The 20,150-nt window shown below is 36.1% G+C and carries 19 protein-coding genes and 3 pseudogenes; 14 read left to right on the top strand and 8 right to left on the bottom strand.

Features of this window, described 5'->3' with window-relative positions; translation table 11 throughout:
- The first annotated feature begins 39 nt into the window (after window positions 1-39).
- The 6 genes and pseudogenes from pepF to AN964_RS25895 all read left to right on the top strand — a co-directional run.
- Window positions 40-1,836, top strand: a complete 1,797-nt coding sequence (gene pepF / locus AN964_RS24645; RefSeq protein ID WP_055742419.1) for an oligoendopeptidase F — start codon at window positions 40-42, stop codon at window positions 1,834-1,836.
- Between the two features lie 209 nt (window positions 1,837-2,045).
- Window positions 2,046-2,690, top strand: a complete 645-nt coding sequence (locus AN964_RS24640) for an SDR family oxidoreductase (RefSeq protein ID WP_055742418.1) — start codon at window positions 2,046-2,048, stop codon at window positions 2,688-2,690.
- Between the two features lie 77 nt (window positions 2,691-2,767).
- Window positions 2,768-3,538, top strand: coding sequence for a class I SAM-dependent methyltransferase (locus tag AN964_RS24635; protein WP_055742417.1), 771 nt, complete (start codon window positions 2,768-2,770; stop codon window positions 3,536-3,538).
- A 48-nt stretch (window positions 3,539-3,586) separates the two neighbouring features.
- Complete coding sequence (locus AN964_RS24630; RefSeq protein ID WP_055742416.1) at window positions 3,587-4,060, top strand: DinB family protein; 474 nt, start codon at window positions 3,587-3,589, stop codon at window positions 4,058-4,060.
- Between the two features lie 84 nt (window positions 4,061-4,144).
- Window positions 4,145-4,681 (top strand): HAD-IIIA family hydrolase, encoded by a 537-nt coding sequence (locus AN964_RS24625; RefSeq protein ID WP_055742415.1) that lies wholly within the window; start codon window positions 4,145-4,147, stop codon window positions 4,679-4,681.
- Between the two features lie 39 nt (window positions 4,682-4,720).
- A pseudogene (locus tag AN964_RS25895) lies at window positions 4,721-4,954 on the top strand (helix-turn-helix domain-containing protein); the annotation flags it as partial.
- Window positions 4,955-5,256: 302 nt separating this feature from the next.
- Here the strand turns inward: AN964_RS25895 and AN964_RS24620 are convergent.
- Window positions 5,257-5,669: pseudogene (locus AN964_RS24620) on the bottom strand (class I SAM-dependent methyltransferase); the annotation flags it as partial.
- Between the two features lie 81 nt (window positions 5,670-5,750).
- Window positions 5,751-6,326 (bottom strand): LOG family protein, encoded by a 576-nt coding sequence (locus AN964_RS24615; protein ID WP_055742414.1) that lies wholly within the window; start codon window positions 6,324-6,326, stop codon window positions 5,751-5,753.
- 155 nt (window positions 6,327-6,481) lie between these two features.
- Between AN964_RS24615 and AN964_RS24610 the strand changes: the two genes are divergently transcribed.
- Together AN964_RS24610 and AN964_RS24605 are read left to right on the top strand one after the other, a co-directional pair.
- A complete protein-coding gene (locus AN964_RS24610; RefSeq protein WP_055742413.1) occupies window positions 6,482-7,018 on the top strand; it encodes a GNAT family N-acetyltransferase in 537 nt (178 codons plus the stop codon).
- A 149-nt stretch (window positions 7,019-7,167) separates the two neighbouring features.
- Window positions 7,168-7,731, top strand: a complete 564-nt coding sequence (locus tag AN964_RS24605; protein WP_055742412.1) for a GNAT family N-acetyltransferase — start codon at window positions 7,168-7,170, stop codon at window positions 7,729-7,731.
- A 195-nt stretch (window positions 7,732-7,926) separates the two neighbouring features.
- On the opposite strand, the gene AN964_RS24600 is transcribed toward AN964_RS24605, so the two are convergent.
- On the bottom strand, window positions 7,927-8,640 hold the full coding sequence (locus AN964_RS24600) for an SGNH/GDSL hydrolase family protein (protein ID WP_055742411.1): 714 nt from the start codon (window positions 8,638-8,640) through the stop codon (window positions 7,927-7,929).
- 361 nt (window positions 8,641-9,001) lie between these two features.
- On the opposite strand from AN964_RS24600, the gene AN964_RS24595 reads away from it, so the two are divergent.
- From AN964_RS24595 to qoxD, 6 genes are all read left to right on the top strand, one after another.
- A complete protein-coding gene (locus AN964_RS24595) occupies window positions 9,002-9,469 on the top strand; it encodes a GNAT family N-acetyltransferase (protein WP_083489548.1) in 468 nt (155 codons plus the stop codon).
- A gap of 253 nt (window positions 9,470-9,722) precedes the next feature.
- Window positions 9,723-10,787, top strand: coding sequence for an alpha/beta hydrolase family protein (locus AN964_RS24590; protein WP_055742409.1), 1,065 nt, complete (start codon window positions 9,723-9,725; stop codon window positions 10,785-10,787).
- A gap of 496 nt (window positions 10,788-11,283) precedes the next feature.
- On the top strand, window positions 11,284-12,219 hold the full coding sequence (gene qoxA / locus AN964_RS24585) for a cytochrome aa3 quinol oxidase subunit II (protein WP_055742523.1): 936 nt from the start codon (window positions 11,284-11,286) through the stop codon (window positions 12,217-12,219).
- A 19-nt stretch (window positions 12,220-12,238) separates the two neighbouring features.
- Complete coding sequence (gene qoxB, locus AN964_RS24580; RefSeq protein WP_055742408.1) at window positions 12,239-14,185, top strand: cytochrome aa3 quinol oxidase subunit I; 1,947 nt, start codon at window positions 12,239-12,241, stop codon at window positions 14,183-14,185.
- The gene (gene qoxC, locus AN964_RS24575) at window positions 14,182-14,787 is read left to right on the top strand and encodes a cytochrome aa3 quinol oxidase subunit III (RefSeq protein ID WP_055742407.1); all 606 of its coding nucleotides are present in this window, start codon (window positions 14,182-14,184) and stop codon (window positions 14,785-14,787) included. Before qoxB ends, qoxC begins: the two co-directional genes overlap by 4 nt.
- Window positions 14,787-15,074, top strand: a complete 288-nt coding sequence (gene qoxD, locus AN964_RS24570; RefSeq protein ID WP_055742406.1) for a cytochrome aa3 quinol oxidase subunit IV — start codon at window positions 14,787-14,789, stop codon at window positions 15,072-15,074. The genes qoxC and qoxD overlap by 1 nt, the downstream gene beginning before the upstream one ends.
- Before the next feature lie 210 nt (window positions 15,075-15,284).
- Here qoxD and AN964_RS24565 read toward each other — a convergent pair whose 3' ends face one another.
- The 5 genes and pseudogenes from AN964_RS24565 to AN964_RS24550 form a co-directional block, all read right to left on the bottom strand.
- Window positions 15,285-16,079 carry a hypothetical protein gene (locus tag AN964_RS24565; RefSeq protein WP_055742405.1) on the bottom strand — a complete coding sequence of 265 codons (795 nt, stop codon included), beginning with the start codon at window positions 16,077-16,079 and terminating at the stop codon, window positions 15,285-15,287.
- Window positions 16,069-16,593: a sigma-70 family RNA polymerase sigma factor gene (locus AN964_RS24560; protein ID WP_055742404.1), complete on the bottom strand. Its 525-nt coding sequence runs from the start codon at window positions 16,591-16,593 to the stop codon at window positions 16,069-16,071. Before AN964_RS24560 ends, AN964_RS24565 begins: the two co-directional genes overlap by 11 nt.
- Window positions 16,594-17,089: 496 nt before the next feature.
- Window positions 17,090-17,176 (bottom strand): annotated as a pseudogene (locus AN964_RS27230) (YjcZ family sporulation protein); the annotation flags it as partial.
- A gap of 174 nt (window positions 17,177-17,350) precedes the next feature.
- The gene (locus AN964_RS24555; RefSeq protein WP_055742403.1) at window positions 17,351-18,262 is read right to left on the bottom strand and encodes a DMT family transporter; all 912 of its coding nucleotides are present in this window, start codon (window positions 18,260-18,262) and stop codon (window positions 17,351-17,353) included.
- A 421-nt stretch (window positions 18,263-18,683) separates the two neighbouring features.
- Window positions 18,684-19,976, bottom strand: coding sequence for a serine hydrolase domain-containing protein (locus tag AN964_RS24550; protein ID WP_055742402.1), 1,293 nt, complete (start codon window positions 19,974-19,976; stop codon window positions 18,684-18,686).
- Window positions 19,977-20,150 lie beyond the last annotated feature (174 nt).

Below are 20,150 nucleotides of genomic sequence, written 5' to 3'. Positions count from 1 at the left end.
AGTCCAACTATTTATCATATAAAAAAGGGGTAATGAATAATGACTATATATGCATCAAGGCAAGAGATACCAGAAAAGGAAAAGTGGAATTTAACAGACATTTATCCAACAGTCGAGGATTGGAATAAGGATGTTCAGTATATTGAACAGGCAGCGGAAGAATTGAAGAAATTTGATGGGAATATTCATGATGGCAAAGCGTTGCTTTCTTATTTAACAGAAAACGAAAAAGTATCGTTTAAATTTGGTAAAGTGTATGCATATAGCATGCTGTCTGTTGATCTTGACACAAGAGATACCGCTTCTCAGTCTCTCCAGGATAAAGCGAAACAGGTTGGGGTGAAGGTGAGTTCAGCTACATCCTTTTTCATGCCTTTCTTACTTGGGCTAGAGGAAACAACTTTGAAAGCCTATATGGAGGAAGAAAAAGGGCTTCAGTATTTTGAAAAGGATTTACATGATGCCTATCGTTATAAAGCACATGTTTTATCGAAAGAAAAGGAAGAGGTATTGTCCCAGCTGGGTGAAGCTCTTTCGGCACCTAGCCATACATACGGTATGATGAATAATGCAGATATTAAATTTGGTAAAGTGACGAAGGCAGATGGAGAAAAAGTGGAGCTTACACGCGGTATGTATGCGAAGCTGATTGAAGATCAAGACCGAAATAAACGAAAAGAAGCCTATAAAGCTTATTATCAACCATATGTTCACTTGAAAAATTCTATTGCATCCACACTCGGTGCAGCCATTAAAAACAATGTGACGGTTTCGCGTTTACGTCACTATCCTTCTGCTTTGGAAAAAGCATTGTTTGCAGATAATGTCCCGAAAGAAGTGTATGATAATTTAATTTCAGCTACAAAACAAAATATTGAACCGCTTCACCGGTATGCGGAAATCCGTAAAGAAAAGCTAGGACTGGATGAGCTGCATCAATATGATTTAAATGTTCCGCTTGTGGAAGGCGTGGAAAAGGAAATTTCCTTTGATGAAGCTTATAAAACAATGCTAGATGCGTTACGTCCGCTCGGCGATGATTATATCAACACACTTGCATCCTTCAAGGAAGCTCGTTACATTGATGTTCGCGAAACACCGGGAAAACGTTCTGGTGCATATAACTTGGGCGTATATGGAGTTCATCCATATGTGCTGTTAAACCATCGCGATAACATCGATGGATTGTTTACATTGGCACATGAGATGGGTCATGCTATGCACAGTCATTATTCTCATAAAACACAGCCGCAGAATACGGCTAAATACAGTATTTTTGTAGCGGAGGTAGCCTCTACTGTCAATGAGGTACTATTGATTAACTATTTGCTCAATAAAGAAACGGATGAAAAACTCCGTCAGTATTTGCTTAATCATTTTATCGATAAATTTAAAGGGACATTATTTACCCAAGTCATGTTTGGGGAGTTTGAAAAAATTACCCATGAGCTGGCTGAAAAAGGTGAACCGTTAAATGCTAAGGTATTTAGCGAAGTATACGAAAATCTATTTAGAGAATACAACGGGGATCAAATCGTATTTGATGAGGAAGTAAAATATGGATGGTCACGAATTCCGCATTTTTACCGTCCATTTTATGTATACAAATATGCGACAGGATTTGCTTCCGCCGTCCATATTGCAAACCGTATTCTAGACGGCGATTCCAAAACCCAAGCTGCATATTTGGAATTTTTGAAGAGCGGAAGTGCGGAATATCCGCTAGATCTTTTGAAAAAGACTGGTGTGGATTTAACCTCTCCAGAACCGGTGGAAAAAGCCTTAAAGCAATTTAGCGAGTTAGTGGAAGAGTTTGCAAAGATACCGATAAAATAATAGCTCCTCAAAAAGAATTAGCATACCATGAACTTGATGTTGGTATGCTTTTTTCTTAAATTATTTTTTGCTTTCGGAATGGGGAAAATGGTGTATAAGGGCTAAAGAAGTCAAAGAATATTCCATTTACATCGAAGACAATAATAGGTAGATGGTGAAATCTCTGTTGAAAATTTCTCATGAATTAATTGTAGAAAGGAGTGTTTGCTTTGAAGGTATTAGTAGTTGGAGCAAACGGTCAAATTGGAAAACAGCTGGTGAGGCTTTTAAAAGAAAGCTCCGAATACAGTGTTCGTGCATTCGTGAGAACAGACAAGCAAATAGAGGAGTTCGAACACTTAGGGGTAGAGGCGATACTAGGGAATCTCGAAGGAAAAGTGGGTGAACTTGAAGAAGCAGCTAAAGGCTGTGACGCAGTGGTCTTTACAGCTGGATCCGGCGGACAAACGGGCTATGATAAAACACTGCTGATTGATCTGGATGGAGCAGTAAAAATGATAGAAGCGGCTGAAAAAGCAGGGGTAAAAAGATTTATCATGGTCAGTGCTATTCAAGCTCATAACCGTAATAATTGGAATGATCAGATCAAGCCATATTATGTGGCAAAACATTATGCAGATAGAATTCTTACACAAAGTGAATTAATATATACCATTATACGGCCAGGAGGTCTCGTTAATGAGCCTGGTACAGGTAAGGTGAGAGTTGCAGAGAACCTTGAAAGAGGATTTATTCCAAGGGAGGATGTGGCAAAAACAATCTTCGCAGTTATGAACGAAGCGAATACTTTTCATAAATCATTTGATATTGTATCAGGAGAAACCCCTATTTCAAAAGCGGTTAGAAGTATATAAACTGTCTTTTACATGCCTTCAAAATTTCCGCCACATAATAAGGAAAGTGTTCTTAAAAAAATATTGGCGATGTGAAGATGACAAATATAACTAAGTTTAATGGAAAATCAATCGTTTATTCGAAATTCCGTCCAGATTATCCGAACGAATTAGTAATGGATATGATTTTTGAAAATAAGCTAAAAGAAGATTCAATCGTCGCGGACATTGGTTCTGGTACTGGTATTATGACAAAGAAATTATTAGATCATGGCTTCAAAGTATTTGCAGTGGAGCCAAATACTGAAATGCGTAAGGTAGCAGAAGAGAAACTGAAAAAATATAAACTTTTCATTTCTGTTGAGGGTTCTGCAGAAAATACCACATTGTTAAAAAGAAGTGTTGATTTCATAACGGTTGCTCAAGCATTTCATTGGTTTGATTTAAAAAGGTTTCAAAAAGAGTGTCAAAGAATATTAAAAGTATATGGAAAAGTTGCAATTATATCCAATGAACGAATGACAGAAACTTCTATTAATCAAGAAATTGAAACCGCCTATAAACGATTCTGTCCAGATTTCAATGGTTTTTCTAATGGATTAAATAATTCCGAAGAAATTTACGATAGATTCTTTAAAGAAAATTATTCAGTGAAAATTTACGAAAACCCACTGTCATATAATAAAGAGGGTTTTATTGGCCGTCATTTATCCTCTTCCTTTTCCTTAACGAAGGACGACAAATATTATCCAAATCTCGTCGAAGCCTTAAGCAACATATTTGAAAAATACAGTAAAAATGGCATTATTTCAGTGCCTAATTTAACTAAATATCGATGTGGATGTGTCAAAATAATCGATGAAGGTTAAAAAGTAGTAATGCAATATGAGAGAACCACATGAAAAGGAGAATAGGAAATGAAACATTATTTATTTGATCAATTATATTTTGTTCGGAACAATACCTTGAATGAATTGGCGGATGTTACCGATAGTTTATCTGATATTATCCCGGCAGGTTTTAATAACAATATCAAGTGGAACGCAGGCCATATTTTCTTTATTCAAGAGAAGTTTTCTTTTCATTTTGCCGGAGAGGAAATGAGTATTACGGAAGAATTTTCAAAGTTGTTTTGTTCAGGCTCAAAACCGGAAGAAGGCAACTCGAATGTACCATCAATTATGGACATTAAAGAAATGCTTAGTAAGCAAGTGGAGCGGATAGAAAAAAACTTTAAACACCGCCTTAAAGAAATTTCCCCCATAGGAGGATATACAACATCTAAAGGATTGCCTCTGTCAAGTGTGGAAGAATTCCTCAGTTTTTGCCTTTATCATGAAGGGATGCACTTTGAAAAAATAAAGCTATTAAAAAAAATGCTTAATGCATAATTTTCCTTTTGAAGAATTTCTATAGGTTTCTTGTTTAAGAGGTAGGTTACTAGAATAAGAGAATTTGAAAGGAGAAATATATATTTGAATTCAAAAAAGATAGAAGCAGTGTTTATTGATCGTGATGGGACGATTGGTGGTACTGGGCATTTTATTCACCCAAAAGATTTTACACCTTATCCTTTTAGTAAAACTGCTTTAAAGCTATTGAAAGATAATAATATTAAAATATTTGCATGTACAAATCAACACCGAATAAGTAAAGGGGAAGCTACAATCAGTGAATTTTACAATGAGTTTAAGTTATTAGGATTTGATGATGCATTTATTTGTCCCCATAACCCTAGCGAGGGATGTGATTGCCATAAACCTAACCCGGGATTGCTTTTAGAAGCATCAAAAAAATACAATTTGGACTTAATGAAGACTGCGTTTATCGGGGATGTTGGTTCAACTGATATGTTAGCCGCTCATTCTGTTGGGGCAATCAAAGTTTTAGTATTAACTGGATGGGGAAATGGTTCCCTTCATCATCACCGGCATACATGGTCAAACGTGGTGCCGGATTATATTGCGGAAAACTTACTGGATGCAGCGAAATGGTTAATGGATAATGTTTAGTAAAAGGTTGATCAGCAAAAAATTAATAAATTCAGATGGGAAATTGCTGATCGTTTACAAATCCGACAGCCACAAGCTTCGAAACACCTGCGTGTACTTAGTGATGCAGGAATTGTTGAAGCACACGCAGATGCGAATCGGCGCATCTACAAATTAAGACCAGAGCCATTTATTGATTTAGATGCATGGGTTAAGTCTTACAGTCAAATCTGGGAGGAAAGATTTGATCGCTTGGATGATTATTTAAAGGATATGCAAAAAAAGAACAATTGAGAAAAATGGGTTAATATATCAAAAAATTCGCAATTTTACCGACTTGATTATCTTTTGGAAGCCTTAAAATAAGTAGAGAAAACAGACCAAACGCATACGTAAGTGTTTTATTTTGCGGTGTATTTTATATTAAAGGCGTGACAACTGACATCTGTTTTGGCACGCCTTTTTTTGACAACTAAAGCTCCACGTTTGCCAATCATGAAGAAGAGCTTCGCCAGAGACCCTGTAAGAATACTATGTTCTTAAAGTGGTTGAATAAGAAAACGTCCCTACATCTCGTAGGAACGTATAAAAAACATTTACTTTTCTGCTGAGATAATTAAGAACATAGGTCTCCGAAGTTCATCTTTCATTTTCAGGAATGTTCTTTAACATTTCATCAGAGGGAACTGGTTCCTTGACTGTCCTTATAATAAATTAAGTCATTGACATAAGTTGAAAAAGTACGGTGATATTTTATCACGTTTTCAGTTATGAATGTTGTCTCACGAAGCCCTTCCGATTGGTAATGATCAACTGCCCAATGCCAGGCAATTCCTCTGGTCATCATAATACCAATCTTGTTCATTCCGAGAAGTGAAAATGGGATGTTCAACTGAAAAGAACCTCCAAGCTTCAGACAAGCGTAGACTTTTTTACAGATTGCTTCAAAGGACTTAATATAGTAAAAGGCCAATGAACTGATTACAACATCAAATGGTGAGTCTGAAAATTCCTGTGTCAATTCCATTTAACAAAATGCACTTCAAAAATGAACCCTTTAAAATAGCCAGGTCTGCTTTTTTGTCGATCTTTATTTTTCGGTATTGTATGATTTTACTGTAGGCGGTTCGTATGAATTAAATTTATCAAGCAAGCCTTTTGGATCATTATCTACTATGGCCAAATTACGATACTTTTCATGTAAAAACTGCTCTTCTGCCATGTGATTAAATAACGCGACTAGAGGGTCATAGTAATGATTAATATTTAAGAGTCCGCATGGTTTTTGATGCAGTCCTAATTGAGCCCATGTAAAAATTTCAAAGAACTCTTCTAAAGTTCCTGGACCACCAGGCAGTGCTATAAATCCATCCGCCAAATCTGCCATCTTTGCTTTTCTATCATGCATGGAATCTACGATAATCAATTCTGACAAGTTCTTATGGGATATCTCTCTTTTCTCTAAAAAACTCGGCATAACACCAATAACAGTTCCTCCTGCTTCCAGAACTGAATCCGCAACGGCACCCATGACTCCAACACTAGCTCCACCGTAAACAAGGGCAATTTTTCGTTCTGCTAATTCTTTGCCAAGTTTTTTTGCCTCTTCTATATAGACATTTGATGCTCCATTACTCGAACCACAAAATACGGCTAACTTTTTCAATATATCGCCTCCTAAATTATTTCCTTTTACGATTATATTAAACTTTCAGATATTGTTAAACTTAAAATATTAAATGAAATGAATTTCAACAAAGGTAAAAGGATTATTCTGATATTGGAATTATATAGGAAGTCAAATAAAAAGGAGCTCAACTGATGGATTTAACATTAGAATCTAATCGAATATTATTAATGTGTTTTAAAAAGGAAGACGCTTATAGAATTGCAGAGTTAGCAAATAATGAGGAATTAGCTAATATACTTGGTCTTCCACACCCATATAAAATAGATATTGCACAAGAATGGATTGCTACTCAACCTGAATTAATTAAAATGGGAATCGAATACCCATTAACCATCATCGATAAGCAAGTAAAAGAAATAGTTGGGACAATTACTATAAGGGTGGATAACAAAAATAATAAAGGTGAACTTGGTTATTGGATAGGTAGGGATTTTTGGGGAAAAGGTTATGCATCAGAAGCAGTAAATAGGATGATAGAATTTGGTTTTATTGAACTCCATTTAAATAAGATTTGGGCGTCTGCTATTTCCAGAAATATTGCGTCCATCAAGGTATTGGAAAAATCGGGATTTCAAAAGGAAGGAACGTTAAGACAAAATAAACTACTTTTAGATACTTATGAAGATGTAGATGTATTCGGTCTTTTAAGATGCGATTATATCAAATAATAATCGTGTATTGTAATTTTCTTGAAATGGCACAGCAATATGGTAAGTTTTTTTCATATTTATTTTCTCCATTATCTTTCTTTATAAAATTTTATAAAGTAAAAGTAATACCCTATTACAGAAAAATATTTAATAATGGAGTGAAACCAATGGTAGATTTGAGGTATAAACCACTAATTGTAGGAGAGAAGGTAAAACTAAGGTCTTTTAATGATTCGGACCTTCCTTATTTAGAAGAGTGTTTAAAGGATCCGGAGGTTATAAAACTTACAGGAAGTACTTCAGAATTCGATAGGGAATCTGTTATTCATTGGTATAAAACAAGAAATGAACAAAAAGACCGTTTGGATCTAGCAATTGTTGATAAATCCGTAAACATCTTAGTAGGAGAGGTGGTAGTCAATTTATATGATGAAAAAAAGGAAAGTATGAATTTTAGGATCCTCATTGGACCACGGGGAAGAAATCGTGGATTAGGAACGGAAGCTACCAACCTCATAATTGATTACGTCTTCAAAAATACGAATCTAAATCAATTAACCTTAAGTGTTTATGAATTTAATCCTAGAGCAAAAAAAGTATATGAAAAGGTTGGATTTGTTTTAGATAGTATAGATAAAAACGATTTAGAATTTGAGGGAGAATGGATCGACTCCATAAATATGATATTGACAAGAGATAATTGGTTGAAAATGCATAATGAAGAAGAGTAGATGAAGATCAATGGGGAAAGGCAGCTTTCTTAATTGAACGTATGGGCAAAGAGATAGTAAGGAGTTGCGGTGGAATCGCTTTTCTTTTTTTAATATAATAACTTAATAATTATAAAAAATAGGAAAGGATTTTTATCGCCTTTCCCATTTTGACAATAGCACCATCATTTCCATCTATTTTTTGTAAATCTCCTATTATTGGAGACCTAATGCTTCCAATCCGATTTTGGCAAGTATCTCATGCCCTAATGGTGTTGGATGGTTATCCTCGGGTAAAATATATCTATCTTGTTTTTCTTCAAAAGCATTAAATGCATCTGCAAAAACTACACTATTTCCTGTATTTGAAATAACATCCCGGATAGAGGTGTTGATTGGTGAAAGTAAATAATCAACATAATAATGTAATCCATCATCTCCTAATTGAAACGGATTAAAAATATTGTAAGCAATGATTTTAGCATCAGTCAGTGACCGAATTTCATTAACAATATCACCAAGGTTTTGCAGCATAGGATCAATGTAAGTCTGTAAAACGTCGGGGTCTCCATTACCAGCTAATAATCCTTGTAGAAAATCATTTGTGCCGATGTTCAAAGAAACAACATCTGCATGTTTTACTGCATTACGAAAGGCATTATCCGTCCGCAACGCATTTAACAATTGGCCAGATGACATTCCTGGTACACCAAGGTTGCGTAACCGCATATCCGTATTTTGCGCAATAATAGAAGGATAAGCAAGTTTAGATGGATGATTATTATTATCCAAATTGTATCCGTACGTTATCGAATCCCCCAGCGCAACGAATGCTTTTTTGGCATTTACGCTCTTTGCTTCTCCCGTAGATGCAAATAAAGAACCGACCAACATTAATACTCCTAACCACACCATTAGCTTTGTCTTCATCACTTCACCTCTTTATTATTTATAAAACCAGTATAAATAAAGTAAAAATACAGAAGTGTCGAATCCTGGAAAATATATGAATTTTATTTTCATCCATATTGTTAAGTTATAAGTATTTCATTATATGAAGCGATCAAATTTAGATTAAGAAGGAATTGCAGCAAGAGAAGCAGAATAGATAATATACGTTTTCTTAGCATCTAAATATTATCTAAATTGAGTGGGTTAGTATTATGAAACTAATAAATGGCGAATTTACGGTAAAACTTAATGGCATAAATCATTGGGTTAAATTTGAGGGCAGCGAGAATAGTACCGACTATATTAAATAGAATCGGAACGTTTTAGAAGGAGAATTATTATGGAGTTTCATTATTATAATGAAAGATATAAAAATTTAATTGAACAATATACCTTATCAGAGGAACAGCTCTGTTTTACTGCCACTCCAAAAGACTGCGTGGAACTTTCAAAGAAAGATCCAGAAAGATATTCTATATTAGCTATTGAAGGTGAACAGTTAGTAACGTTTTTTGTTCTACATAAAAATGAGGGAGTAAAGTCTTATTCAAATAATAAACATGCAATATTATTAAGAGCTTTTTCAACAGATTTTCATCATCAAGGCAAAGGATATGCAAAACAGGCATTAATGTTATTACCTAAATTCGTTAGGTCACATTTTCCCGAAATGAACGAAATTGTTCTAGCAGTGAATCTAAAAAATGAAGTGGCACAAGGATTATATAAAAAATGCGGTTTTGTTGATGAAGGTGTAAGAATGATGGGGGAAAAAGGCGAACTTATTATGATGAGCTACCATTTGTAACTTTTAAAATGTGTATTATTTACGGAAGACCCAGAAATGCATTTCATTTTCCACAAGTTCGAACAAAGACTGAACATGTCAAAAAAGTCCAGGCTTTTTTAGCATGGTCTATAACCTACATCATTCCTCTATTTCAATAGAATGCCAGAAAATCAATGGTTATCATCAGCTGTTGGTTTGGTCATAAAAAGTATATGAAACAGGTAAGTGAGAGATTGGTTAATGATGAAATATGAACAGGGGGTATACTAAAATGAATTCGAATATAAAGGTTGGCAGAGTTATTAAAGTAATAGAGGATTTCAATAGACAAGAAATTTATGAGGAAAATAGATATTTTCGTTCTTTTCCCATTAGCATATTTTATCCAACAAATGAAATACAGGAGACAGACATTACTTCATTATTCCATCCTGCTATCCATGATGCTATAGATGCTTTTTCAAAGGCGGGGATTGGGGAGGAGAAGTTGAGAGAAGTTTTTATTTCGGTTAAGGACAATGCAACGCCTTTACAAAATACTTCGTTTCCAGTCGTTCTTTTGTCACCTGGTTTCGGCATTGATCGTGATTTGTACATAGAAATCATTACAGCTATTGTTCAAAAGGGATATATAGTAGTTGCCATAAGTGTCCCATATGATAGTTTTTTAACGGTTTTTCCAAATGGGAAAGTTATAAAGCAAGCAGAAAGATTTCCGGATGATCAATCACAGATAGTAATGAGAATGGACGATGTTCGTCTTGTATTAGATTCTTTGGACAAATGGAATCAAGAAGAATTTTTTAATGGTATATTTGATACTGATAAAATCGGTATGATTGGGCATTCCCTTGGTGGAGCTACCGTTTTTAATCTAGCAGCTATTGAAAAACGTGTACGTTGTGCTATTTTATTAGACGCAAGTTTGCATTTACTCGATGACAAGATTCCAAATATCCCTATACTAAATATTCGGCAAGAGGCAGCTTCGTTTGAAGAGTATCTTACTGCAATTATGGAGGAAGAGGACGATGGGGCAAGCGAGACGATTGCTAAGCGTTATATAGAAAAACAATTAGATATGTATGAACACTTACCAGCAAGCAGTTCATTTATAAAAGTAATAGGAGCCCATCATCTGTCATTTTCAACAATTGGAAGACTAATATCCGATGTATCTCCAGATGTTACTAATTCGATACAGGAGCTAGCTAGTGCATTTCTGGAGGAGTTTTTGAAAGAAGAACAAGGTACCTATTCAGAAAGAATGAACGAAAAAAATAGACCATTGAATATCGTGGAAATCAATGGAGGCGGTTTTCCTGTTATTTCATAAATTTCTCTGATGTTGTTATAACATATTTCAAAGAGCTTTTCACATAAAAGGTATTTCTGCAAATATGCAGAAATGTTTTTTTTAAACATTTAATAAGTTAAGGGTATTTTTTAGTAATTTAAGTTTGCTAGATACCTAATTTTCCAACCAATTTCCCCTAATTAGTTATTAACAAAACCGTAAATTTTTTCATTAATTTTCACAAATTGTCCGCGTAGAAAAGACAAAATACAGAAATGTCCACGGGTAGTGCCTGACACCAAAATGGGAACAGCGTTTGTCCCTTCATTAGTGACGGCAATATGAACTAGTGGTGAACGACATATGAAGAATTGTTGTCGACTTTGTGAAATTGCGCACAAATTATTTTATTTTGAGTAGAATTTACCATAAAGATTAAAAGAGAATGAGAAACACATTAAAAAACAACGAAATTTCACTAAAAAAATTTGTGAATCAATACACAAACTCTGACTTAAGAAAGGAGAAGAGAATGTTGCAAATAAAAAAACTCCCATGGAAACGGTTATCTTTCATACTGTTATCCGCGCTATTTTTATTAAGTGGCTGTGACACTAGTAATATTGCAGTTTTAAATCCAAAAGGGCCAGTTGCCCAAAAACAATATGATCTTATTGTTTATTCATTTTGGCTGATGATGATTATCCTAGTCGTTGTTATGGGACTCTTTATTTTTATGGTATTCAAATATCGAGAAAAACGACTAGCAGCAGATTATGTTCCGCCAGATCATCATGGCAATAAGTGGCTTGAAATTATTTGGACGGCAATCCCGATTGTCATCATTATCGCAGTTGCCATACCGACTATTAAAGCAAATTATGCATTGGAAAAAGTGCCTAAGGGTTATGAGGATAAAAAGCCTATTATCATTAATGTTACATCGGCAGACTGGAAATGGATTTTTAGTTATCCGGATCAAAATATTGAAACGGTAAACTATGTCAATATTCCAGCCGGAAGACCGGTTAAGTTTCAATTAACATCTGCTGGAACTATGGCTTCTTTCTGGGTGCCGGAATTGGGAGGACAAAAATATACGATGCCAAATCACTCCATGGAATTGATTCTTCTAGCAGATAAACCAGGGTCCTACCAAGGAAGAAATTCCAACTTTAATGGTGAGGGTTTTGCTCATATGGATTTCGAAGTTCTTTCACAATCTCAAAAGGATTTTGATAAATGGGTAAAAGATGTGAAGGGATCAGCACCTAAACTAACAAAGAAAGACTATAACAAAATTTTAAAACCAGGTTTAGTTGGACGAATGACATATACGGGAACTCATTTGGCATGGGTGAGTACACCACATCAACACAATGTTATGAAGGTAAAAGACAATAGTCAACACGAACATAATATGGATGGAATGGACATGGACAACATGGATATGTCCGATCATAAACACTAGAAGATGGGAGGAGAACAGAATGAAGCTTGATGAATTTTTCGTCACAGGTGAGCCGATTATTTACGTAACGGAAGCGGGAATTGCTCTTGCGATGATCGGTATACTGTTTTACTTAACCTATTTTAAAAAATGGAAATGGCTTTGGAAAAACTGGCTTACAACTGTTGATCATAAAAAAATCGGTGTCATGTATATATTAGTTGCGGTCTTAATGCTATTCCGCGGCGGTGTCGATGCACTAATGATGCGAGCCCAACTTACGGCTCCTAATTTAAAACTATTAGATGCAAATCATTACGATGGAATTTTTACGACACACGGTACTATCATGATTTTGTTTATGGCAATGCCATTTTTAATGGGGTTAATAAACATTGCAGTTCCATTGCAAATTGGGGCACGTGATGTTGCCTACCCAATGTTAAATTCCTTTAGCTTCTGGACATTCGCAGCAGGCTGTGCACTATTTAATATTTCGTTTATTATCGGTGGTTCACCGACTGCAGGATGGACGTCCTACTTTCCGCTCGCAGGAACGGAATTTAGTCCTGGCGTAGGAAACAACTATTATGCAGTTGCCTTGCAAATTGCAGGTATAGGTACATTAATTACAGGAATTAACTTTTTAGTGACGATTCTTAAAATGAGAACAAAAGGCATGACCATGATGAAGATGCCGATGTTTGTATGGTCCGTGTTAATCATGTGTATCATTATCATTTTTGCATTCCCGGTATTAACGGTGGCATTGGCATTAATGACATTTGATCGTATAGCCGGAACTCACTTCTTTACGATGGCAGCTGGCGGTATGCCAATGCTTTGGAGTAATCTGTTCTGGATTTGGGGACATCCTGAAGTATATATCGTATTACTGCCATCATTAGGTATTTACTCAGAAATTATCAGTACGTTTGCGAAAAAACGTCTCTTTGGTTATAAATCAATGGTCTTTTCGATGTTGGCAATAGCTTTATTCAGTTATTTTACATGGGTTCACCACTTCTTTACGATGGGGAACACCGCAGCCGTTAACTCGTTCTTCTCGATTTCGACGATGCTGATTGCAATACCAACCGGTGTAAAACTGTTTAACTGGATTTTTACCATCTATAAAGGAAAAGTGAAACTAACATCCGCCATGCTTTGGTCTTTAGCTTTTATCCCGAACTTCCTTATTGGTGGGGTAACTGGTGTCATGCTTGCGATGGCGGCAGCGGATTATCAATATCACAATAGTTATTTCTTGATCGCGCATTTCCATTACACATTGATACCAGGGGTAGCATTCGCATGTTTTGCCGGTTTGCATTATTGGTATCCGAAGATGTTCGGTCATATGTTAAACGAAAAGCTTGGAAAAATTACGTTTTGGTTCTGGATGGTCGGATTTAACGTATGTTTCTTACCGCAGTTCGTTCTTGGTTTAAAAGGAATGACTCGTCGGATGTATACGTATCAAGCAGGACTTGGCTGGGATAATTTAAACATGGTTTCCACAATCGGCGGTGTATTGATGGGTATCGGTTTCCTTGTCCTTGTATGGAATATTGTCTATAGCGTTCGCCACGGTGAGCGTGATGTAACAGGTGATCCATGGGATGGACGTACATTGGAATGGGCTACACCAACTCCAGTACCTCATTATAATTTTGCGGTAGCTCCTGTTGCGGAAGATATCGATGCGTACTGGAATATGAAGCAAAAGAAAACACCTTTATATAAAAAAGAAGATGTAAAACCAATCCATATGCCAAATAATACAGGAATGCCGTTCGTTGCGGCCGTAGGATTTGGACTTGGTGGTTTCGGACTTGTCTTCTCATGGTGGTGGCTTGCGATCATTGGGTTAATTATTGTACTTGGATGTCTTGCATGGAGATCTTTTGATCCCGATAAAGGCCACCATATCCCAGTGAAGGAAATATTAGAAACGGAAGAAGCTGCAAGGGGTGAGGTAGTATGAGTGAACATTTAGACACTTCTTTACCGTTAGAATATCAATCTGAACAAAGCAGATTAAATATATTTGGCTTTTGGATTTTCTTAGGTGCAGAGATCGCTCTTTTCGCGACTCTCTTCGCTACCTATTTTGTCCTTTCCGGAATGACTGCTGGAGGACCGAGTCAACTGGATTTGTTTAAAGAAAAAGATGTTATGGTAGAAACGATACTACTGTTAGTCAGCAGTTTCACTTGCGGTCTTTCGATTTTTTCTATGAGAAATAATAATAAGAACGCAATGCTAACATGGTTCATCCTAACATTACTCTTAGGTGCCGGCTTTATCTACTTCGAACTGCATGAGTTTATTGACTATGTACACGAAGGAGCTACCATGCAAACAAGTGCTTTCTTATCTGCCTTCTTTGTCTTGCTTGGTACACATGGTGCCCATGTTACAATGGGGATTCTTTGGGGAATTTTACTGATTATCCAAGTGATCAGAAATGGTTTAAACCCTGTAACATCTAGAAAATTCTTTATCATCAGCCTATATTGGCATTTTCTTGATGTTGTTTGGATCTTTATCTTTACATTTGTGTATTTAGGAGGGCTGATACAATAATGGAACATCAACATTCCAAATATCCTATTGGTCATATTATTGGTTTCCTTCTTTCGTTAGCAATGACGATACTCGCTGCGATTGTGGCGCTGCGTTCAGGGTTGCCTAAACCAGCAATCATGAGCATCATCGGTGTCTTGGCCTTCATGCAAGCAGGTATGCAGCTCTTCATGTTCATGCATATCAAAGAAAGTGACAACTCAGTTGTTCAAATCGGCAACATTATATACAGCATCATCATCGCCCTAACCATCGTCCTGGGCTCTGTCTGGGTAATGCATAACTAAACTGCATTGAAGGGTGCCTGGCACCACTCGTGGACAATTTGCATTTTTGTTCACATACAGAGGACAGATTTAAAAAGGCGGAAGTAATCATGCAAAGGTAGTTTTTCGTTATGATCGAGGGGATTTACAAATAATAAGCTGATGCCGGATCCTTGTATTTAAAACTAAAACAACCTTATCCTGGGAATGGATAAGGTTGTTTAATTCTTTTTAATAAATGCCTCCAAATTCATCACAATTAAATTCGATTGTAAATGCTTTTTCATTGGATACCTTATTCAAAATGAAAATTCCTTCAATTCGTATACGATATTTTTTGCCGCCATCTACTATAGAAGATTTATAGGAAGTCTGTTCCCATGTACCTGCACCAGAATACTTTGCTAATTGTGTTGATACATTGTCTACTCCTACAAATATATTACGGTCAAGTTCTGCATTATATTGCGTTTTAAATTTGGCTGTTACTTCAATTTTTCTTATAATATTAGGAATGTATATATAGGTTGGTTTAGTTGTTTCTCCATCCAAATCTGTTACTGCAGGCTCAAGATCGGAGGACCTAGCAGCTATTTCTTCACGTTCTGTTTTTAAGTCTGCCTCTAACATACTTTGAATCTCTTTTTTAAATTTTTCTGGTGTAACCCAATGATTAAACTCTTCAAAAGGTGAAAGGCCGATAGTTGAGCCGACTTTCTGTTCGTTCGCTTTTTTTACAATTTTTTTATATTGCTCATAATATTGTTGTTTCTGTTCTTCTGTAAGTGGATGGGAAGAATGATTGGAATTACTCTGGGGAGTATTTTCTTCTTTAACGATGGAAAGCATAACTGGTACTGCTAAAACTACTGTTATCATTATAAAGAGAGCAAATACCACTACCGGTTTTAAATAAAAATTAGACGTACGTGATTGACGAACACGATATCGAATAGTTGCTTTTTCATTTTCTGTTAATGTAATATTTACCGGAATAGACTTCTCTAGTTCATCTTTAATATTCATACTCTAAGTCACTCTCCTCCATTGTTAATTTCGCTAACTTTCTTCCTCTTGCTAAACGTGTTTTTACTGTATTAGCTGAGCAATTTAAAACATCTGCAATTTCAGTTATTGATAATTCTACATAGTAATACAGCCAGATGACCTCTCGATATTTAACAGGGAGGGTACTTACTACTTCTGCAATGTTTTGATTTTGTTCTTTTTGTATATATTCAACTTCAACGGAATCGTAATTTTTCCATATTTTCATTTTCTCTGTAACTACTAATTTTCTATAATGCCAGCTTTTTAAATAATTTTGACACTCATTTACTGCAATCCGATATAAATAAGTTTTAATAGAAGAACGACCTTCGAAACGATCCAGATTTTTATAAAATTTAATGAAAACTTCTTGTATGATATCTTCTGTTTTTTGAATATCTTTTACATATGTAAAAATTAAGCGTTTTAAATAATCGCCATGTTGATCCATCGCTTCATTTAAGTGACGCTCCTTCTCATCAACAGTCAAAAGATTACCCCCTCTCATATAGGTTAGACAAAGCGGTAAGCTATTCGGTTTCATTTTGAAAATAAAAAAACTATAAAATCCTTTGTTGATTTTATAGCGTGGATCATTTTATCGTTATGGAAAGAAACTGTGTGTTTTATATTATTTTTGTGCGGTAGTTCTGGATGAGGTGTTCCACTATCTAAATATGCATTTATCCAGTTAAATTTATAATAACAAAAAGATTTATACTCTTTAAATTTTTTGTTTTTAATAAACGATGTCCAAACTAGTGGCTGGTTATTTATGCATTTTTAATTCAGGAATATTTAATAAGTTTAAGTATTTCAGTAGTTCCATATAAGTAGCAAGTAAAAGGAATGGAGTGATACCCCATTCTCAATTCATTTATCAAAATAAGGTGAAGTCTGTGTACAACAATTATCACATCATCTTACCAGAAAAACGGGAAAAATCCTCCGATAAATACAGGGTCAGCTCCGCCAGCAGCACCGGCTCCACCTACATATGATGCACCAACAATAATTAACAGAATAAATAAAACAACAATTAACGCAAATCCGCCTCCAGTAGTGCCACTCATCTCAACACCTCCCACCGTAACTCATTCAATAGTTAAACTATGATATTTAAATAAAAATTGTCTGTACATGCACCTATTCATAGATGAAGAAAAGGTGCCAGGCACCACCCAAAAAAGATACCTATGAAAACATAGGTATCTCGTAATTTATTATACTTTCAATGTATTTACATTTTATTTAGATGCGCCGACCTGAATATCTGTAGCGTTGTGGATTTTCGGTGTGCGATTTACAAAATAAATACTGAAAACAATGAGGATAAGTCCGATAACTAAATTAATAGTAACTGGTTCATGAAGAACGATCGTACCAACCACTAAAGCGATAAGTGGAACTAAAAATGTGCAAGTCGCCACTTTACTAGCCTCACCAGAACGCACCAAGACAAAATAAGCAAGCCAAGCTAACGGGATTCCGAAAATAGCCCCATATAATAAACCAGAAATATAAGGTAAGGTCAAATGGATGGCAGCAAGACTCTCTGTATCAACTCCCACAACAGACATAACGAATCCACCGACTAGGCATTGGATCGTAACAAGCCAAATGGCATCGACCTTGTCTCCAGACTTTTTCAAGAATACCGTACCAATCGCCCAGCTAATCGCTGTAATTAGTGCTAAAACTACTCCAATAACAGAAACTTCAGCACTTAAACTTTTAAAACTAATGACTATTACTCCAAAAAATCCGAGAATCAAGCCTAAAATCTTGAATCCAGACATTTTTTCCCCGAGCCATAGCCATGCAAGAAAGCCGACTAACACTGGCTGGAAATAGACAATAACGGAAAATAACCCAGATGGCAAGTATTGCAATCCGACGGTTTGCAACCCGAAAAATAAAATGACATTAAAGATTGTGGAGATCAAGTATACAAACCAGTTCTCCTTCATATGAATTTGTTTATACCTTGGAATCGTTACAATAAGGAGAAAAATTCCTCCTAAAAATGTCCGCATTCCCGAAAATAAAATAGGCGGTGTGTAGTTCAACGCAATTTTATAAATGGGCCAGCACAAACCCCAAACGAGCACAAGAAATGATATCAATAATACAGATCGGGTTCGTGATAGTTCACCCATGATGATTCCCCCCTCATTTTTTACATACAAAAAGATTATACGCCTGTTATAAAAAAATGACTATACTCTAGAATCACCAATATGAAAAGTACAAGCACCACAATTATAACGTACGGATTTCGCGTCTTCGACGAGCTTATGCCTTACCACTGGGAGAAGTGGTAAATATACGCTAGCTGATAGGCGCTAGAATTAGACAGAGACTAGAAATCTGGTAATTAAAAAGGAATCTAGATGCCCGAACATGCAATTGGAAACGGAAATTGGTAACGAAAGAGGAGGATAGGTGCCCGAAAATACGTTTAGAAAGGGAAACCGGTCACCAATGCTGAGGATTGATGGCCAAAAGTGCGATTGGAAAAATACTTATTTTTAAATCTTTAATTAAGAGCCAAGCAAGCCTGGCTCTTCATCACCACTATTATTCAACCTTGAGCAGCATTCTCATTCCTAAAAACGCTGCCCATGATTCCTTTTTTTCATTGAAATGGAAACGGATAGTTCTTCCTTTTTCGCTTATAAGCGTGTTGTTTTCTCCAACCCTTAAAGGCAATGTTTCATTTTCCAATATTGCTTTCAAATGATTATCCTCTAAATGAATTTGCAAACGGGAGCCTTCGTTTGACTGATAGGTACCAACATATGAAACTAATTCCTCTTTCGCAACATTCTCTGCAAAAGGCTCCACACTTCGCTTTTCACCAAGTGGAATTCCGAGAGCTGTATTCACCGCTTCCAGCCAAATATCCGCGGCAGGAGCATTCGAAACATTTGTTAAAACCGCTACAACAAGTCCCTGTTCCGGAACGAATCCAAAATTAGACGATACACCAGGCTGCCCTCCGCCGTGCTCCACTAAGGTAACTCCATGATAACGAGGGGTAACCTCTAAAGCATATCCATAGTAGGAATTTCTGGCATATTGAATTACAGGACGCCACATTTTTTCGATGAATTTCTTTGAAATGATTTCTTTTCCCCCATTAACAAAGACCTCACCATACTTCACTAAATCGCGTACACTAGAACGGATTCCACCCCCAACTTCATAGTTTCCGAGAGTTGGCCATGGCTGCTTCTGATATTCGCCCTCAGTAAAAACATATGGGGTAGAGACGTTATCCATTTTAGACAGCTCTTCAATACTAAAAGTGGAACGGTACATTTTTAACGGATTTAATAGGCGTTCCGTAACAAATCGCCTAAATAAACAGCCGGTTACTCTTTCGATAATAGCTCCTAATAATAAAAACGCATCATTACAGTAGCTAAAATATTCGCCCGGCCTTCCTAAAATATCGTGGTCATCCCCCGCTAAATAATCAAGATGCTCCCGAAGTTTGTTTAACTCCTCTCGCCGTCTCAATGGTGCTAGACCAGTTGAATGAGTTAGCAAATGATGAATTTTAATAGAATCTATGTCCGCTATGGTAGGAATTCTGAATTCAGGCAAGTATTTTGTTACCGGGTCATCTACACATAGTTTTCCTTCCTCCTCTAATGTTAAAATCGCAAGAGCGGTAAAAGATTTTGTTACGGAGGCAATGCCAAACATCGTATCGGCATTTATAGGTTCCCCAGTTTCAACATCTTGTACACCGAATCCTTTTTCATAAAGAACTTTTCCATTTTTGCTGACGGCAATAGCTAGCCCCGGAATATGATCTGACTCCATTCTGGCATAAACTTGCTTTTCAAAGGATGTCCAATCCATTTCAATCACCTCTTATAAAGTTACTATTACTATATTATCTAAAAATTCTATGCATTTTGGAAGCGGGAATGAGGGACAAGGGCCCTACCTCCTCAACCCACCCTTATCCGAAGCAAAATCTTTTGTTGAAAAAGGAGGAAGTTATATAATATCCATATAACAATTTTCAGTAGC

This window comes from Heyndrickxia shackletonii (assembly GCF_001420715.1).
Lineage (GTDB): Bacteria > Bacillota > Bacilli > Bacillales > Bacillaceae_C > Margalitia > Margalitia shackletonii.
Note: the sequence above shows the minus strand (reverse complement) of the source record. Positions and strands in the feature narration are given on the sequence as shown.

Bases quoted from the DNA above. Each gene is read 5' to 3' on its own strand.
- pepF (WP_055742419.1), top strand. From the start codon at position 40: ATGACTATATATGCATCAAGGCAAGAGATACCAGAAAAGGAAAAGTGG.
- AN964_RS24555 (WP_055742403.1), bottom strand. From the start codon at position 18,262: ATGGGTGAACTATCACGAACCCGATCTGTATTATTGATATCATTTCTT.
- qoxC (WP_055742407.1), top strand. From the start codon at position 14,182: ATGAGTGAACATTTAGACACTTCTTTACCGTTAGAATATCAATCTGAA.
- AN964_RS24600 (WP_055742411.1), bottom strand. From the start codon at position 8,640: ATGAAGACAAAGCTAATGGTGTGGTTAGGAGTATTAATGTTGGTCGGT.
- AN964_RS24605 (WP_055742412.1), top strand. From the start codon at position 7,168: ATGGTAGATTTGAGGTATAAACCACTAATTGTAGGAGAGAAGGTAAAA.
- AN964_RS24595 (WP_083489548.1), top strand. From the start codon at position 9,002: ATGGAGTTTCATTATTATAATGAAAGATATAAAAATTTAATTGAACAA.
- qoxB (WP_055742408.1), top strand. From the start codon at position 12,239: ATGAAGCTTGATGAATTTTTCGTCACAGGTGAGCCGATTATTTACGTA.
- qoxD (WP_055742406.1), top strand. From the start codon at position 14,787: ATGGAACATCAACATTCCAAATATCCTATTGGTCATATTATTGGTTTC.
- AN964_RS24550 (WP_055742402.1), bottom strand. From the start codon at position 19,976: ATGGATTGGACATCCTTTGAAAAGCAAGTTTATGCCAGAATGGAGTCA.
- AN964_RS24630 (WP_055742416.1), top strand. From the start codon at position 3,587: ATGAAACATTATTTATTTGATCAATTATATTTTGTTCGGAACAATACC.
- AN964_RS24590 (WP_055742409.1), top strand. From the start codon at position 9,723: ATGAATTCGAATATAAAGGTTGGCAGAGTTATTAAAGTAATAGAGGAT.
- AN964_RS24565 (WP_055742405.1), bottom strand. From the start codon at position 16,079: ATGAATATTAAAGATGAACTAGAGAAGTCTATTCCGGTAAATATTACA.
- AN964_RS24635 (WP_055742417.1), top strand. From the start codon at position 2,768: ATGACAAATATAACTAAGTTTAATGGAAAATCAATCGTTTATTCGAAA.
- AN964_RS24610 (WP_055742413.1), top strand. From the start codon at position 6,482: ATGGATTTAACATTAGAATCTAATCGAATATTATTAATGTGTTTTAAA.